The sequence below is a fragment of the Pollutimonas thiosulfatoxidans genome, assembly GCF_004022565.1.
Taxonomy (GTDB): Bacteria; Pseudomonadota; Gammaproteobacteria; order Burkholderiales; family Burkholderiaceae_B; genus Pusillimonas_D; species Pusillimonas_D thiosulfatoxidans.
The window spans coordinates 541,992-557,400 of record NZ_CP022987.1 but is presented as its reverse complement, the minus strand read 5'-3'; the positions used below and the strand labels follow the sequence as shown (position 1 = coordinate 557,400).

Annotated in this window: 14 protein-coding genes; 10 read left to right on the top strand and 4 right to left on the bottom strand. The window is 60.4% G+C overall.

Going from position 1 to position 15,409, the window contains the following annotated elements:
- Nucleotides 1-77 precede the first annotated feature (77 nt).
- The 5 genes from kynB (at nucleotide 78) to CKA81_RS02645 (ending at nucleotide 5,213) form a co-directional block, all read left to right on the top strand.
- A complete protein-coding gene (gene kynB / locus CKA81_RS02665) occupies nucleotides 78-731 on the top strand; it encodes an arylformamidase (RefSeq protein ID WP_128353917.1) in 654 nt (217 codons plus the stop codon).
- A complete protein-coding gene (gene kynA / locus CKA81_RS02660) occupies nucleotides 728-1,582 on the top strand; it encodes a tryptophan 2,3-dioxygenase (protein ID WP_128353916.1) in 855 nt (284 codons plus the stop codon). The genes kynB and kynA overlap by 4 nt, the downstream gene beginning before the upstream one ends.
- A 90-nt stretch (nucleotides 1,583-1,672) precedes the next feature.
- Nucleotides 1,673-1,939: a type B 50S ribosomal protein L31 gene (locus CKA81_RS02655; RefSeq protein ID WP_128353915.1), complete on the top strand. Its 267-nt coding sequence runs from the start codon at nucleotides 1,673-1,675 to the stop codon at nucleotides 1,937-1,939.
- A 167-nt stretch (nucleotides 1,940-2,106) separates the two neighbouring features.
- Nucleotides 2,107-3,792: an ArnT family glycosyltransferase gene (locus CKA81_RS02650; RefSeq protein WP_228255824.1), complete on the top strand. Its 1,686-nt coding sequence runs from the start codon at nucleotides 2,107-2,109 to the stop codon at nucleotides 3,790-3,792.
- A complete protein-coding gene (locus CKA81_RS02645; RefSeq protein WP_128353914.1) occupies nucleotides 3,789-5,213 on the top strand; it encodes an MATE family efflux transporter in 1,425 nt (474 codons plus the stop codon). The genes CKA81_RS02650 and CKA81_RS02645 overlap by 4 nt, the downstream gene beginning before the upstream one ends.
- Here CKA81_RS02645 and CKA81_RS02640 read toward each other — a convergent pair.
- The 4 genes from CKA81_RS02640 to CKA81_RS02625 all read right to left on the bottom strand — a co-directional run bounded on the left by CKA81_RS02640 (nucleotide 5,210) and on the right by CKA81_RS02625 (nucleotide 9,995).
- Nucleotides 5,210-6,460 carry a quaternary amine ABC transporter ATP-binding protein gene (locus CKA81_RS02640; protein WP_128353913.1) on the bottom strand — a complete coding sequence of 417 codons (1,251 nt, stop codon included), beginning with the start codon at nucleotides 6,458-6,460 and terminating at the stop codon, nucleotides 5,210-5,212. The genes CKA81_RS02645 and CKA81_RS02640 overlap by 4 nt on opposite strands.
- A 1-nt stretch (nucleotide 6,461) precedes the next feature.
- Nucleotides 6,462-7,313: an ABC transporter permease gene (locus tag CKA81_RS02635; protein ID WP_128353912.1), complete on the bottom strand. Its 852-nt coding sequence runs from the start codon at nucleotides 7,311-7,313 to the stop codon at nucleotides 6,462-6,464.
- 62 nt (nucleotides 7,314-7,375) lie between these two features.
- Nucleotides 7,376-8,431 carry an ABC transporter substrate-binding protein gene (locus CKA81_RS02630; RefSeq protein ID WP_128353911.1) on the bottom strand — a complete coding sequence of 352 codons (1,056 nt, stop codon included), beginning with the start codon at nucleotides 8,429-8,431 and terminating at the stop codon, nucleotides 7,376-7,378.
- Between the two features lie 310 nt (nucleotides 8,432-8,741).
- Nucleotides 8,742-9,995 (bottom strand): class I SAM-dependent methyltransferase, encoded by a 1,254-nt coding sequence (locus tag CKA81_RS02625; protein ID WP_128353910.1) that lies wholly within the window; start codon nucleotides 9,993-9,995, stop codon nucleotides 8,742-8,744.
- Between the two features lie 157 nt (nucleotides 9,996-10,152).
- Between CKA81_RS02625 and CKA81_RS02620 the strand changes: the two genes are divergently transcribed.
- The 5 genes from CKA81_RS02620 to CKA81_RS02600 all read left to right on the top strand — a co-directional run bounded on the left by CKA81_RS02620 (nucleotide 10,153) and on the right by CKA81_RS02600 (nucleotide 15,407).
- Nucleotides 10,153-11,349 (top strand): Bcr/CflA family multidrug efflux MFS transporter, encoded by a 1,197-nt coding sequence (locus CKA81_RS02620; RefSeq protein WP_128353909.1) that lies wholly within the window; start codon nucleotides 10,153-10,155, stop codon nucleotides 11,347-11,349.
- Between the two features lie 99 nt (nucleotides 11,350-11,448).
- The gene (gene rpmB, locus CKA81_RS02615; RefSeq protein WP_128353908.1) at nucleotides 11,449-11,685 is read left to right on the top strand and encodes a 50S ribosomal protein L28; all 237 of its coding nucleotides are present in this window, start codon (nucleotides 11,449-11,451) and stop codon (nucleotides 11,683-11,685) included.
- A gap of 31 nt (nucleotides 11,686-11,716) precedes the next feature.
- Nucleotides 11,717-11,887, top strand: a complete 171-nt coding sequence (rpmG, locus tag CKA81_RS02610; protein WP_128353907.1) for a 50S ribosomal protein L33 — start codon at nucleotides 11,717-11,719, stop codon at nucleotides 11,885-11,887.
- Between the two features lie 176 nt (nucleotides 11,888-12,063).
- Nucleotides 12,064-14,718 (top strand): leucine--tRNA ligase, encoded by a 2,655-nt coding sequence (gene leuS / locus CKA81_RS02605; protein ID WP_128356494.1) that lies wholly within the window; start codon nucleotides 12,064-12,066, stop codon nucleotides 14,716-14,718.
- Between the two features lie 8 nt (nucleotides 14,719-14,726).
- A complete protein-coding gene (locus CKA81_RS02600; protein ID WP_128353906.1) occupies nucleotides 14,727-15,407 on the top strand; it encodes an LPS-assembly lipoprotein LptE in 681 nt (226 codons plus the stop codon).
- Nucleotides 15,408-15,409: the final 2 nt, after the last annotated feature.

Genomic DNA, 15,409 nt, shown 5'->3' with positions numbered 1-15,409 from the left:
TGGAAAAAATCGCTGACATTCACGGGCCAATTAATATAAGCTTCAATTAATTAAACCAGCCCTGAGCAGATTCGATCATGCAACAGTTGTGGGATATTTCTCCGCAGGTTACGGCACAATCGCCCGTCTTTCCCGGCGACACACCCTACCAGCAAAGCTGGAGCGCCGAACTGGGGCCGGACTGCCCGGTGAATGTCAGCCGCATCACCTTATCGCCCCACGTGGGCGCGCATGCCGATGCACCACTGCACTACTGCGCCGACGGTGCAGCCGTTGGTCAACTGGCGCTCGAGCCCTTCCTGGGGCCGTGCCGAGTGCTGCATGTACTGAATTGCGGCCCCCTGATCCGTGTCGCAGATATCCAGGCACGCATGGGCGGCGCACCGGATCGTCTGCTGGTACGTACCCGCCAACGCGCCAGCGTGGATGCCTGGACGGACGATTTTGCAGCCTTCGACCCCACCACCATTGCCTACTGCGCGAGCATTGGGGTAAGGCTTGTGGGTTTGGACACACCCAGCATAGACCCTGCCACCAGCAAGTCATTGGACAGCCATCAGGCCATACTGCAATACGATATGCGCGTGCTCGAGAACCTGGTGCTCGACGACGTACCCGAAGGCGATTACGAGCTTATCGCGCTGCCACTGGCCCTTGCACAGGCCGATGCCAGCCCTGTCAGGGCAGTGCTGCGCAGTTTGCCCCATTTTGACTACTCGACGACATCATGACTTCATCCACCACCCCAGCCGGCGCCACCATCGTCGACCAAGAGAAAGCACAACTGGATTTCTCCAGCGACATGAGCTATGGCGACTATCTGCATCTGGACGAACTGTTGGGCGCCCAGCATCCCTTGTCGCCAGAACACAACGAAATGCTGTTCATCGTGCAGCACCAAACCAGTGAGCTTTGGATGAAGCTGATGCTGCACGAGCTGGCCGGCGCCATGCAGAACCTGGCTGCCGACCGTTTGCAGCCATGCTTCAAGATGCTGGCACGCGTCAGCAAGATCATGGAGCAACTGGTGCATGCCTGGGATGTCCTGGCCACGATGACGCCGCCGGAATACTCGGCACTGCGCCCCTACCTGGCCAAGTCCAGCGGTTTTCAAAGTTTCCAGTACCGGCAGATCGAGTTTGCTCTGGGCAACAAGAACGCGGCCATGCTCAAGCCGCATGCCCATAGACCCGAGCTGCTCGCGCAAGTCCAACGCATGTACGAGTCCCCCTCGTTGTACGACGAAGCCCTTAAGACGCTGGCGCGCCACGGCCTGCCGGTCCCGGTCAACTATCTGCAACGAGACTGGACACTAGCCTACGTTGCCAGCGCCGAAGTGGAGCAGGCCTGGCTGACGGTTTATCGCCAGCCCGAGCAGTACTGGGATCTCTATCAACTCGGCGAGAAACTTACCGACCTGGAAGATGCCTTCCGCCTATGGCGCTTTCGCCATGTGACCACGGTGGAACGCATAATCGGCTTCAAGCGCGGCACCGGCGGTACGTCGGGCGTGTCTTACTTGCGCAAGATGCTCGATGTTGTGCTGTTTCCTGAATTATGGAAGTTGCGTACTGATCTGTAGTGCGCTAAAATCTTTGGCTACCTTGGATACGTTGTCATGTGCGATAAACATATGGCTGGCGACCCGTTTATACGAACACAGGAACCGATCATGAAAGAAGGCATCCACCCCGAATACCGCGAAGTGGTGTTTCTGGATCAGCAAACAGGCACGAAATTTGTCTCGCGCTCTACACTTAACAGCCGCGAGACGGTCGAACTTGACGGTAAAACCTACCCCTTGTTCAAGTGCGAAGTAACGTCTGAATCGCATCCGTTTTACACCGGGGCGCAAACGCGCATCGTTGAAACCGGCCGCGTTGAAAAATTCCGCGCCCGTTTCGCCCGCACCACCGGCACTACGCGCAAGGCATCATAAGCCTCGCGGCCTTCACGGCCGCCGCGTAATGATAGGCAGCCTTCGGGCTGCCTTTTTAATTTAAGATACGCCCATCCTTCTAATAGAGTGCGCAACTTGTGTCGTCCAGTGATTCCGTATCCACCCCTGCCCGCCTGACTGCCACGGCTACCGTAAAGCTGCCCAGGATGGCCCTGTTGGTGGTCGGCGTCATCTATATCCTGGCCGGCCTGTTTTTCCGCGATCCGTGGAAAACCGACGATGTGGTCGGCCTGGCCACCATGATGACAGCGCTGAACGACGGCGGGCATGCCTGGCTGTTGCCCCAGATCGGCGTGCTGGCTCATGCTCAGGACGGTCCGCTGATTACTTGGGTAGGGGCGCTGTGCATCTGGGCGTTTGCGCCGTTTTTCGAGCTCTTCGCCACGCCACTGGACGCCGCGATCATCGCCTCGCGCCTGCCCAACTTCCTGTGGTTTGGCCTGATGACGGCTTCTGTCTGGTACGGCACTTACCTGCTGGGCCGCCGGCCCGAGCCGCAACCGATGGCCCTGCCCTTCGGCGGCGAGCCCACCGTCCAGGATTATGGCCGCATGATCGCCGATGCCGCGCTCTTGTTGATCGTGGCTACCGTGGGCATCGTATGGCGCATGCACGAAACCTCGGAAGTGCCGGCCCTGATCGCCTTCCAGGCGCTGGCCTTCTATTCCGTCGCGCGCATGCTGGACCATCCTGCGTCCGGGTCCATCACCTTGGGCTTCGCGCTGGCTGCGGCATTTTTGACCCGTGGCTGGATAGGTGCCGTGCCCATCATGCTGGCGGCGACCTTTGTCTTCATGCCTCGCAGCGCCTTATGGGCTCAAAAGAAATGGCTGATGCTTACGGCCGTTATCAGCATCAGCCTCATCCTGCTGTGGTGGATACCTGCCAGCCAGGTCGGCGAGTACTGGATACGCAACTGGGTGCTGTGGAACAGCAGCTCGTTCGGCTGGCCGAATTTTCAGGAAGTGCTCAGCACGCTGCGCGACCTGCCCTGGTTCCTGTGGCCGACCTGGCCGTTTGCGATCCTTGCAATTTGGCGCTGGCGCGCCTGGCTGGCCTCTCCGCACATGCTGATCCCCATCATGTTCGCGCTTTGGCCACTGCTGACCATGTTGTTCCTGGTCGACGCCTTCGAGCCGGAATACAGCCTGATGGCCGTGCCCGCCGCAGTCCTGGCAGCCTTCGCACTGCCTACCCTGCGGCGCGGCGTCGTCAACTCGCTGGACTGGTTCGCCGTCATGTGCTTTTCGCTGTCGACCGCAACGGTATGGCTGGGCTGGATCGCCTTGCAGACCGGTTGGCCTCGCCAGATCGCTCATAACATTGCGCGCCAGACGCGCGGCTATGACGTCACGATCTCTTGGCCCGCCGTGCTGGCGGCGGTGCTCGGCACCCTGGCCTGGATAGCCCTGGTGCGCTGGCGCCTGCATACCAAACCGGCCGGCCTTTGGCGCGGCACCGTTCTGTCGGCGGGCGGGCTCATCGTCACCTGGCTGCTGCTGGTCACGCTGTGGCTGCCGGCGCTGGATTATGTGCGCAGCTACCGGACGGTCTCTGGCCAACTGGCCACGGCACTCCAGACCCATCGCCAGCCTGGCGAGTGCGTGCGCGCACTGGGCCTGGGCGTCGGTCAGCGCGCTTCGTTCCTGGTGTTCAACGACATCGATTTCACCTATGAATCGAGCTGCGGCCTGGTGCTTCAGCAGACTTCCCCGGACAGCGTCGCCGATGGCACGGTCGCCTATGCCGACTCGGCCCAGGTGTTGTGGGTGGGCAAGCGGGGCGCTGACCGCAACGAGATCTTCCGGCTATTGCGTGTCCGTACTCCTTGAGCCCGGCCCATACTGAAACAACCAGCCTGAGCGCCCATGTACGGGCGATCCTGCAGCAAGCCTGGCCCGTACTGATCAGTTCATGGGCCAGCATCGCCTTTGGCGTCATTGATACCGCCATGGCGGGGCACGCCAGCGCGGCCGACCTGCAAATCATGGCCTTGGGCGCCTCCATCTACATTACGGTATTCGTGGGCATGATGGGTGTCGTCCATGCCCTGATACCCATCATCGGCCAGCTGTTTGGCGGCGCACGGTATGAGGATGTCGGTCATGCCTGGGGACAGGGCGTATGGCTGGCGCTGGGCCTGTCAGTCGTGGGGGCGGCGGCCATGCTGTTTCCCGATATCTGGCTATCGCTGTCGGGCGAGGTCGATCCCGCCGTGCGTCATGGCATCACCTGGTATCTGCGCGCGCTGGTGCTGGCCTTGCCAGCCATGCTGGTGTTTCGCACCATCTACGCCCTGGGCACGGCAGTGTCTCGCCCCAAGACCGTCATGGTGATCAATCTGGCCAGCGTGATGTTCAAGGTGCTGTTTAACTGGGTATTCATGTTCGGCAAATTAGGCGTGCCGGCCATGGGTGCCGTGGGCGCCGGTGTATCGACGGCAATAGTGGGCTGGCTGATGTTGGCCGCCGGGCTGTGGGCCATCAATCATGACGCCTACTACCTGCGTTTTCGGCCCCGCCTGGGCTGGCCAAACTGGACCAGCCAGAAAGAATTGCTGCGGCTGGGCTTGCCTATGGGTGGATCCTATCTCATCGAAATTGCCGCTTTCAGCGTGATGGCGTTGCTGGTTGCACGAGAAGGCATGTATGCCAGCGGGGGGCATCAGATCATGGCGAATCTGGCCGCGCTTTGCTACATGATGCCCATGGCGGTTGGCATTGCGTCCGCGTCTTTGACCGCGCAGGCCATCGGCGCCCGCGACCTGGCACGAGCGCGTCGGATGGGGCGCGCCGGGATCCTGATTGTCGCCGCAGGAGCCTCGCTGACCGCCGCCCTGCTGATTGCCGGCCGAGACCCCATCCTGCAGTGGTACACGGATGATCTGGCCGTGGCAGCAGTGGCGGCTGCCCTGCTGCAATTGCTGCCGTGGTTCCATCTGTGCGATGCCATGCAATGCATAGGCTCGTATCTGCTGCGCGCCTACAAGGTTGCCGTCGTACCGCTGATCCTGCAGGTCGCTGCCTTGACCGGCCTGGGCCTGATCGGCGGCTGGTGGCTGGGCTTTGGCCCGGCGGCCGGCGCGCTGCGGCCCTTGCTGCACAACATCGCGCCCGGCGCGCCCCTGGGTGCGGGCACCATGTGGCTGATGGCGATGCTGGGCTTGTGCCTGTCGGCCGTCCTGCTGTTTTTCTGGTACGCCCACGTGGTTGCCGTGCACGCCCGAACTGGGCGGCCGGCAACGCCACGCTAAGCAGCCGTACGCGCCGTCGTTCCGTCGGTCGAGGCCGCGCTGTCGCTGTCGACACCGTCCGCTGTAGCCGATTCCAGCGCCGGCGTGACCAGTTCAACGACCTTGCTGCGCGACAACATCCCCAGGAACTCGTCGTTTTCGCCGGTTACCGCCATGGGGTCGGTGCTGCGCAGCATGCGGCCCAGCACTTCGTCCAGCCCCGCCGTGGCGGGTACAGTGGCCATATCTTCCACATAGCGTGCAACATCGCGAGCGCCATCACGCACCGCCTGCTCGACGGTGGCCCGCGTCAGGATGCCCGCCAGGCGTTTGCCATCGAGCACCACTGTGTAGTCGAAGTTCCGTTCCGCCATCCGCTCGATGGCATGGGCTGGACGCGAGCGCATGGTAAGTGTCAGCGATGGCTCGTTGCAGGCATGCACCGCATTAAGCACCTTGCCGCGATTCACGTCTTGCAGGAAAGATTGCACGTAGTCGTCGGCCGGCGCAAGCAGGATGTCTTCCGGGGTGCCCTCTTGAACCAGCTCACCGCCCTTCAAGATGGCGATGCGGTTACCCAGCCGCAAGGCCTCGTCCAGATCGTGCGTAATGAAGACAATGGTCTTGTTCAATTGCGATTGCAGCTGCAGCAGTTGGTCCTGCATCTCGCGCCGAATAAGGGGATCCAGCGCAGAGAATGCTTCGTCCATCAGGAGGATCTCGGCGTCGGTGGCCAGCGCCCGGGCGAGGCCCACGCGTTGCTGCATGCCGCCTGAAAGCTGGTGCGGGTACTGGTTGCCAAAGCCGGTCAGCCCCACCTGTTCCAGCCAGTGCTGGGCGCGCTCGTGGCGTTCGCGCTTGCCCATACCCTGCACTTGCAGGCCGTAAGCCACGTTCTGGATAACGGTGCGATGGGGAAACAAGCCGAACCGTTGAAACACCATGCTCATCTTCTGCTGGCGGAATTTTTCCAGCTCGGTCTTGCCCAGGGTGACGACATCCACGTCATCGACCAGAATTTGACCGGCGCTGGGTTCGATCAGCCGGTTGAAGTGGCGAATGAGCGTAGATTTGCCCGAGCCCGACAAACCCATGATCACATAGATACTGCCTTCTTCGATCGACAGGCTGATGTCGCGCAGGCCCAGCGTGTGCCCACTTTCCGCAAGCAATTCCTGCTTGCCGATCCCTTGGCGCGCAGCCTCGAGCCAGCGCTCCGGGCGCGGACCGAAAATCTTGTAGATGTTGCGTACTTCGATTTTGCTCATGTCAGGCCCCTTTCTGCTGCCGTCGCCCAAATTCCTGGGTGATGCGATCGAAGATAATGGCAATGATGACTATGCCCAGTCCGGCCAGTACGCCGCGCCCCACTTGCAAGCGGTTGATGCCTTGCAGCACCTCGTAGCCTAGGCCACGCACCCCTATCATCGAGGCAATGACGACCATGGCCAGCGCCATCATGGTGGTCTGATTGATGCCAGCCATGATATTGGGCATGGCCAGCGGTAATTGCACTCCAAACAGTTGCTTGACGCGATTGGCGCCAAAGGCGCGCGATGCTTCCAGTACCTCGGTGTCGACCAGGCGTATGCCCAGATCTGTCAGGCGGATGACGGGCGGCACGGCATAAATGACGGTGGCAATAATGGCGGCAACCTTGCCCAGATTGAACAACATCACCACGGGAATCAGGTAGACGAAGCTGGGCATGGTCTGCATGACGTCCAGCACAGGCAGCATGATGGTGCGCAGCCATTTGAAGCTCGCCATGAGAATGCCCATGGGAATGCCTATGGCCACAGACAGTATGACAGCGACGATCATCAGCGATAGCGTCTGCATGGCGGCGTCCCACAAGCCTATCAGGCCTATCAGGCACAGCATGGCCCCCATGATCATGGCAAAGCCAACACGGCGGCTGGCCAGCCACGCCAAGCCCATGATGGCCAGGGTGACCGCCCACCAGGGCGAATAGCGCACGATCTGATCCATCCAGATCAGTACGTCCAGCAAGGGCTGGGTCAGGGCGCGCAACAGATCGGCATAGTTGGCAACGATGTCGCCAACAAAATCATCAATAGGCGCACGCAGGTCGCGCGGCGCTATGAATTCGGGAAACATAAAATCAGCTCCGTAAAACTCGTCAGCACACGGACCGGGTGGCCCGTGTGATTGAACGAGTACTAAAGAGCGGCTTTTACGCGGTCGGCGACATCAGCTGGGAGCCACGCGGTCCAGATGTCTTGCTGGTTCTTCAAGAACCACTGGGCCACATCTACCGGTTCGGCTTCGTTTTCTTCCATATAGGCCATGGCCTGGTCCATCATGGGCAGCGGCACGGCGACCTTGGACAGAAACTCGGTGAGCTTGGGCGCTTCCTGGGTAAACGAGGTCGTCACGGCAGTGAAGACGGGGTTATCAGGGTAGGCGCTTGCTTGCGGGTTCGCGCAGTCAGGGTCAGTCAGGCAAGCGTGCTTCTCTTGATCGTAAGCGGGCAGCTCGAGCTTGACCAGATCCATGGAGCCCACCAGCGGCGTCGGATACCAATAGTAGAAAACAATGTTTTCCTTGCGCTTGTAGGCCGCAGTGAGGGCTGCCTTTTGCGTGGCACCCGTGCCGGGCGAGAACAAGGTGAAGGTATCGTCCAGCTTCAGCGCATTGAACAAGTTGCCGCTAACAACTTCGCAACCCCATCCCGCCGGGCAACCGTAGAAGCGGCCCTTGGTAGGCTCTTCCGGATCCTTGAAAGCATCCTTGAATTGCGGCAAGTCGGCGGCTTTGGTCAGCTCGGGCAGGCGCTCGGCGGTATAACGGGGAATGAACCAGGACTCGCCCCCCATGTAGATGTCGCCTATGCGCTTGACCTTACCGGTGGCTTCTGCCTTGGCCCAGGGCTCGGCAACACTGTTCAACCAGATTTCAGTATTGATGTCCAGGTCTCCGCGCTCCAGCGCAGCCAATGCCGGTAAGGTTCCGGTGGGCAGCACTTCGGATTTGCATCCGTAGCCCTTGTCGGCGATAAAGCGTTCGACTTCGACAAGAACCAGATTGGATTCCCAGTTCATGCCACCAAAACGAACCGGACGGTCGATTTCGCAGGTGGGCGCATCGGCCGCTTGCGCCGTGTTGGCTGTGCCTGACAGGCCGAACAGGGCGGCCGCTATGCCAAGACCCAGGGCCAGGCGCTTGAACGCGGTGGAATGGAACGCGGGGCGTGATTGATACACGTTGAAAGACATGGCTGTTTGCCTCCTTAAGGGACGTGGACGCACCAGAACAAACGCGATGCGCCAGAGCTAAGGGGGTGTGCGGAAGACGGAAGGCCGCCGATACATACCGACACTAGCGTGAAGAGTACGTGGTACTCGTTGACAGGTTATGGGGCCAGAGACCCACCATACGCCAGGATTGACTGAACTTGAAAAGTTTGCAGCAGTTTACGAGAAATTACGAGAACATCCAACCGTAGTAACCCGACGCTAGCGGCAAGCGCCCCGCCAGCGGACTGCAGGCGGGACGGTGCAGGCTTATATGTACGATTACGCGCGCTTAAGAATAAATGTAGTCGCGGCGCCACGGATAGGCCTGGTCAGCCGGGTGATCAAGCTCGTCCGAACGACCATTGCTGCGAGGCTGTGCCAAAACCTGATGCAAGGCGATCCAGCCATGCTCGAACCCCATGGCGCAACCGGCCAGATACATGCGATAAGCGCGCAAGGAGCGCTCGCCTTCGTCGCCCGGCAAGGTCTTGCGTGCTTCCGGCAGGCAGGCTTCCAGCGCGTCGCTCCAGGCCCACAGGGTGCGGGCATAGTGCGGGCGCAGGTTCTCGACATCCAGGTCTTCCAGCCCGCCTTCAGTCATGCTTTTGAGCACTTGGCTGATATGGGTGAGTTCGCCGCCCGGAAAGATGTATTTCTCGATGAACTCGCCCATACCGGCGCCCAGTTCTGCGTTGTCGACCCCACCGGCCGTAATGCCGTGGTTCATGATGAGGCCGCCCGGGCGCAGCAAGCGGCGCAGTTTCGAAAAATAGCCCTCCAGCTGCGCCCTGCCCACATGCTCGAACATGCCTACTGACGCGATTTTGTCGTACGGCTGGGCTTCATCCAGCTTCCGGTAATCCAGAAGCTCCATACGGACCCGCCCCTGCAAGCCCTTCTCTTGTATCAGCTGATTGACATGGGCATGCTGATTCTTGGACAGGGTGATGCCGGTGGCATCGACCCCATAGTGCTCGGCAGCCCATAACAGCAAACCGCCCCAGCCGGCGCCCACATCCAGGAAGCGCTCGCCCTGTTGCAGTCGCAGTTTGCGGCAAATGTGGTCAAGCTTGGCTTCTTGCGCCTGGGCCACCGACATATCGGGCGTCTTGAAATAGGCGCAGGAATATACCCGGCGCGGGTCCAGCCACAGCGCGTAAAAATCGTCGGACAGGTCGTAATGAAACTGAATCTGGCGGGCGTCGCGATCGATCGAATGGCGCCAGACCGACACCAGACGGCGTATGAGCTCGGTCAGGCGGCCAACACGTGCCGCCTCGATCGGAGAACCCGGCAATATCGCGACAGCCAGGCGCATCAGGTCGCGCATGGAACCGCTGATGTCGAATTTGCCTTCGACGTAGTCTTCGCCCAGTACGCCCACCTGACCGGTCGCCAAGTGTGCCAGCGTGGCGCGATCCTTGATGGTCAGCCGGATCTGCGCATCGGCGGAACCGACTTTCTGGCCATCAGGCATGATTAATTCAACGGGCAAAGGCAATGCTGCCAACTTCGTTTCAACAACGGACAAGACCGAACTCAAGGCCGACTCCCTATAGTGAAATTCTGCTCAGGAACAAGCACACTGCCCACCGATAAGGGGGCATCCAGTACTGATAATGCCATGTTAAGATGGCAGCCCATACCGTATATACCTGAATACGTCGGCTCCGTGCAACACGGGCGCAACGTCTTGCTACATGCCCCCCTCGCCCAGCCCTCTTACCACCATCCCGCGCTGGTTGATCCTGATGGGCCTGCTGACGGCCCTCGGGCCGCTGGCCATAGACATGTATTTGCCGGCTTTCCCGGCAATTGTGCAGGGGCTGGATACCAGCCAGGGCCAAGTCGAGCGCACGCTGGCAAGCTATTTGTTCGGACTTGCGATCGCCCAGTTGTTCTACGGCCCATTTGCGGATCGCTACGGACGCAAGAAGCCGCTGATACTGGGCCTGGTGATATTCATCGTAGCCTCCGTGGCCTGCGCCTATACCAACGACATCGAACACCTGACGTTCTGGCGTATTGCCCAAGCCTTTGGCGGTGCGTCGGGCATGGTGATTCCGCGCGCCGTCATACGTGACAACTTCGACACGCGGGACGCGTCCAAGGCGCTTTCGCTGCTGATCCTGGTGATGGGCGTAACGCCCATTCTGGCGCCCATCCTGGGTGCACAGGTGCTGATATTTGGAAGCTGGCGCGGGATTTTCGCCATCATGGCCGCTTGTGGCGGCGCCTTGCTGATCGGCGTGGTGTGGACCATGCGCGAAACGCTGGACCCCAGCCGCGTCATCCCGCTGGGCATGAAGACCATAGCGCGCAACTATGCCGGCTTGCTGTGCCACAAGCGCTTCATGTGCTATACGCTGGCAGGCGGTTTCGGCTCGGCCGGCATGTTTGCCTACATCGCCGGATCGCCGCGCGTGTTCATCGACGTCTATGGCATAGACCCACGTTACTTTGGCCTGCTGTTCGGGCTGAACGCTGCTGCGCTTATCCTTGCATCGCAGATCAGCGCCCGGATGCTCAACCGGCACAGCCCCGAGGCCTTGCTGAAGATCGCTCAGCGGACACTGGCCATCATGACGCTGGTGGCACTGGCACTGACCGTGACGGGCACCATAAGCCTGCTACTATTGATGCTGTGCCTGATAGGCTTCATGGCCAGCCAGGGCTTCGTCAACCCCAATGCCGCCGCCTTGGCCCTACGCGAGCAAGGCAACCGACTTGGCGTGGCATCGGCACTGATGGGCACCTTACAGATGCTCTGCGGAGCAACCTCGGGCCTGGCGGTCAGCGCCTGGCAGTCGGACACCCCGCTGCCCCTCACTGGCATGCTGGCCATTTGCGCTTGTCTATCGTGGTTATTTGGTCGCATTGCGCTTAGGGCAACTTGATCAACTAGCTGATTTCGTATTAGAATGCTAGGCTTTACAGATACAAGGCAACCCATAAGGGGCCTTCGTAAACTAGCCAAATTCTCAAGGGGTATGACCATGGCACGCGTATGCCAAGTTACCGGAAAAGGCCCAATGGTGGGCAACAATGTTTCGCACGCAAACAATAAAACCAAGCGTCGCTTTCTACCTAACTTGCAATCGCGCCGTTTCTGGGTTGAAAGCGAGAACCGCTGGGTTCGCCTGCGCCTTTCGACCAATGCGATCCGCACCATCGACAAGAACGGCATCGACGCTGTTCTGGCCGAGATGCGCGCCCGTGGCCAAGTGGCTTAAGCAGCCAGCGATCTAACTTCAGGAGCTCAACATGGCAACAAAAGGTACCCGCGAGAAGATCAAGCTCGAGTCCACCGCCGGCACTGGTCACTTCTACACGACCACCAAGAACAAGCGCAACATGCCCGAGAAAATGCTGATCAAGAAATTTGATCCCGTTGCCCGCAAGCACGTTGACTACAAGGAAACCAAGCTCCGCTAAGAGCCTGGTCGCACACCCGCCCCGGCCGATCCGCCCCGATCCCAGCCGCTGCGGCCTCCGTGCCCGTATCCTTGCAAGACCCTGCCTCGGCGGGGTCTTTGTATTTCTACCATCGGTTGCATTTCCCGGTGCCCTCTATAATGCTTCGTTTGCATCAACTACATACCCCGGATCCCATGCAGGAACGCTACAGCCCCAACGACGTCGAACAAGCCTCTCATAAAAACTGGCAGGAGCGCGACGCCTACCGTGTCACCGAATATGCCTTGGCTGCCGACGGGTCGCCCAAGCCAAAATTCTATGCATGTTCGATGTTGCCCTACCCCAGCGGCAAACTGCACATGGGTCACGTGCGCAATTACACGATCAACGACATGATGGCCCGGCAGTTGCGCATGCGCGGCTATAACGTACTGATGCCCATGGGCTGGGACGCCTTTGGCATGCCGGCCGAAAACGCCGCCATCAAGTCGAAGGTGCCGCCCGCCAAATGGACCTACGACAATATTGCCTACATGAAGAAGCAAATGCAGGCGATGGGGCTGGCCATAGATTGGTCGCGCGAGATGTGCGCCTGCGATCCCAAGTATTACAAGTGGAATCAGTGGCTGTTTCTGAAGATGCTGGACAAGGGCATCGCTTACCGGAAGACTCAGGTCGTCAATTGGGATCCCGTCGATCAGACAGTGCTCGCTAACGAACAAGTCATAGACGGGCGCGGCTGGCGCTCGGGTGCGCCGGTCGAGAAGCGCGAAATCCCCGGGTACTACCTGCGCATCACCGACTACGCGGACGAACTCCTGGGCCAGGTCCAGGACGGCCTGCCGGGCTGGCCCGAGCGTGTGCGCCTGATGCAGGAAAACTGGATCGGCAAGAGCGAAGGTGTACGCCTGGCTTTTACACACGACATCCGCGACAGCAAGGGCGACCTGATACAGGACGGTCGGATGTACGTCTTCACGACACGCGCCGACACCATTATGGGGGTTACCTTCTGCGCGGTGGCGCCCGAGCACCCTCTGGCCACCCATGCGGCCAGCAGCAACCCCCAGCTTTCGGCCTTTATCGAGGCCTGCAAGCTGGGCGGTACCACCGAGGCTGAAGTTGCCACCCGCGAGAAAGAAGGGATGGCCACGGGCCTTTCGGTTGCTCACCCACTAACCGGCGAGCCAGTCGAAATATGGGTCGGCAATTATGTGTTGATGAGCTATGGCGATGGCGCCGTCATGGGCGTACCGGGCCACGATGAGCGCGACTTTGCTTTTGCCACCAAGTACGGCTTGCCCATACGCCAGGTCATTGCCCTGGACGGCAAAACTTACTCTACCGAACAATGGCAAGACTGGTATGGCGACAAGCACGGCTATTGCGTCAATTCCGGCAAACTGGATGGCTTGAACCTGCAGCAAGCCGTCGATGCCGTTGCCGCAGAGCTTGCCGCCAAGGGCCTGGGCGAGAAACAAACCACCTGGCGGCTGCGCGACTGGGGCATATCGCGTCAGCGCTACTGGGGCACGCCCATACCCATTATTCATTGCCCAGACTGCGGCCCCGTACCGGTGCCCGAGAAGGACCTGCCGGTGGTCTTGCCGGATGACCTCATCCCGGATGGCAGCGGCAACCCCCTGAACAAGCATGAGGGCTTTCTGTCGTGCACTTGTCCCAAGTGCGGGGCAGCCGGACGTCGCGAAACCGACACCATGGACACCTTCGTGGATTCGTCATGGTATTTCATGCGCTACACCTCGCCCGACAACGACCAGGCCATGGTGGACGAGCGCAACGACTACTGGATGCCGATGGATCAGTACATCGGCGGCATCGAGCATGCGGTCCTGCATCTGCTTTACGCCCGCTTCTGGACGCGCGTCATGCGCGACATGGGCTTGCTCAAGTTCGACGAGCCCTTCACCAAGCTACTGTGCCAGGGCATGGTGCTTAACCATATTTATTCGCGCAAGAATGCGCAGGGCGGCATCGAATATTTCTGGCCGGAGGAGGTCCGTAACCTTTACGATGCCAAAGGCAGCATCATCGGCGCCGAACGGATTTCGGATGGCTCGCCCGTGCAGTATGGGGGCATCGGCACGATGTCCAAGTCCAAGAACAACGGGGTGGACCCGCAGTCGCTGATCGATTCCATGGGTGCCGATACTGCCAGGCTGTTCGTCATGTTTGCCAGCCCGCCAGAACAGACGCTGGAATGGTCCGACTCGGGCGTAGAAGGCGCCAACCGCTATCTGCGCAGGCTGTGGGCGTACTGCCATAGTCACCAAAAAGCAGTGCAAGGCTCGCATGCAGGCGCTGCAGACTGGGACGGCGCCGATGAGGCGGCCAAGACCTTGCGTCGCGAAATTCACGGGCTGCTGAAGCTGGCCGACTACGACTACCAGCGCATCCAGTACAACACGGTAGTGTCTACCTGCATGAAGATGCTCAATGCGCTCGAGTCGGCGCAACTGCCCGATACGGCGGTTGCCCATCGCGCCATCGCCGAGACACTGTCCATACTGCTGCGCGTGCTGTATCCGGTCGTGCCGCACATAACCTGGCAACTTTGGCGCGACCTGGGCTACGATCAGTCGTTTGGCGACTTGCTGGATGCACCCTGGCCCGCCGTTGACGAGGCGGCATTGGTCGCCGACGAAGTCGAACTCATGCTGCAGATCAATGGCAAGTTGCGTGGCAGCATACGCGTGCCCAACGGGGCAGCCCGGGACGAAATCGAACGCAGCGCAACCGGCCACGACGCAACGGTCAAATTCCTGGAAGGCCGGGACCCCAAGCGCGTGATTGTTGTTCCCGGAAAACTTGTCAACGTCGTGGGATAAAATCAGGCATGCACCGCACTACGCTCGCACTCTTGTCGTCCGTTCGCACCCCGCAGCAGTTTGCGCGGGGCTTGGCTTGTGCAGCGCTGTGCCTGCTTCTGGCGGCCTGCGGCTTTCATCTCAAGGGCGCAACGCCGCTGCCATTCACGACCATCTATACCAACATCGCCGAAAACTCCGAGTTCGGCGCTGCCCTGCGCCGCGCCATCGTGGCCAGCTCGCCCGACACACGCTTTGTCGCCGAACCGGCACAAGCCGAAGCCCGCCTCACGCAGTTGGCCAATTCCCAGTCGCTGCGCGAACTGTCCCTGGATGCCCAGGGGCGCGTGGAAGAGTACGAACTGAACCTGGAGTTCATTTTCCAGTTAACGGACGCGCAGGGGCATATCGTGCTGCCCCCCACCACCCTGCATTCGACACGCGAAATCCCTTACGACGACTCGGTGGTGCAAGCCAAGCAGGGTGAAATCGGACTGGTCTTCAAAGAAATGCAGCAATCGCTGGTCGATCGCATCGTACGCATGCTGGCATCGCCCGACGTTACCTCTGCGTACAGGCAGGCAGCCACCCTGCCCATAGACGAATCTGCCATTCCCGCAGCGGAAAGCCGCAATACGCCGGCGCCCGCACCGCAGGCACCGGCGCCATGGGGCGCGCCGCGCGTCATACCGGACGCCGGATCGCACTAGGT

What these genes read in the sequence shown, in the direction of transcription:
- CKA81_RS02630 (WP_128353911.1), bottom strand. Translation starts at nt 8,431, where the DNA reads ATGTCTTTCAACGTGTATCAATCACGCCCCGCGTTCCATTCCACCGCG.
- leuS (WP_128356494.1), top strand. Translation starts at nt 12,064, where the DNA reads ATGCAGGAACGCTACAGCCCCAACGACGTCGAACAAGCCTCTCATAAA.
- kynA (WP_128353916.1), top strand. Translation starts at nt 728, where the DNA reads ATGACTTCATCCACCACCCCAGCCGGCGCCACCATCGTCGACCAAGAG.
- CKA81_RS02655 (WP_128353915.1), top strand. Translation starts at nt 1,673, where the DNA reads ATGAAAGAAGGCATCCACCCCGAATACCGCGAAGTGGTGTTTCTGGAT.
- rpmB (WP_128353908.1), top strand. Translation starts at nt 11,449, where the DNA reads ATGGCACGCGTATGCCAAGTTACCGGAAAAGGCCCAATGGTGGGCAAC.
- CKA81_RS02620 (WP_128353909.1), top strand. Translation starts at nt 10,153, where the DNA reads ATGCCCCCCTCGCCCAGCCCTCTTACCACCATCCCGCGCTGGTTGATC.
- CKA81_RS02635 (WP_128353912.1), bottom strand. Translation starts at nt 7,313, where the DNA reads ATGTTTCCCGAATTCATAGCGCCGCGCGACCTGCGTGCGCCTATTGAT.
- CKA81_RS02650 (WP_228255824.1), top strand. Translation starts at nt 2,107, where the DNA reads ATGGCCCTGTTGGTGGTCGGCGTCATCTATATCCTGGCCGGCCTGTTT.
- kynB (WP_128353917.1), top strand. Translation starts at nt 78, where the DNA reads ATGCAACAGTTGTGGGATATTTCTCCGCAGGTTACGGCACAATCGCCC.
- CKA81_RS02600 (WP_128353906.1), top strand. Translation starts at nt 14,727, where the DNA reads ATGCACCGCACTACGCTCGCACTCTTGTCGTCCGTTCGCACCCCGCAG.
- rpmG (WP_128353907.1), top strand. Translation starts at nt 11,717, where the DNA reads ATGGCAACAAAAGGTACCCGCGAGAAGATCAAGCTCGAGTCCACCGCC.
- CKA81_RS02640 (WP_128353913.1), bottom strand. Translation starts at nt 6,460, where the DNA reads ATGAGCAAAATCGAAGTACGCAACATCTACAAGATTTTCGGTCCGCGC.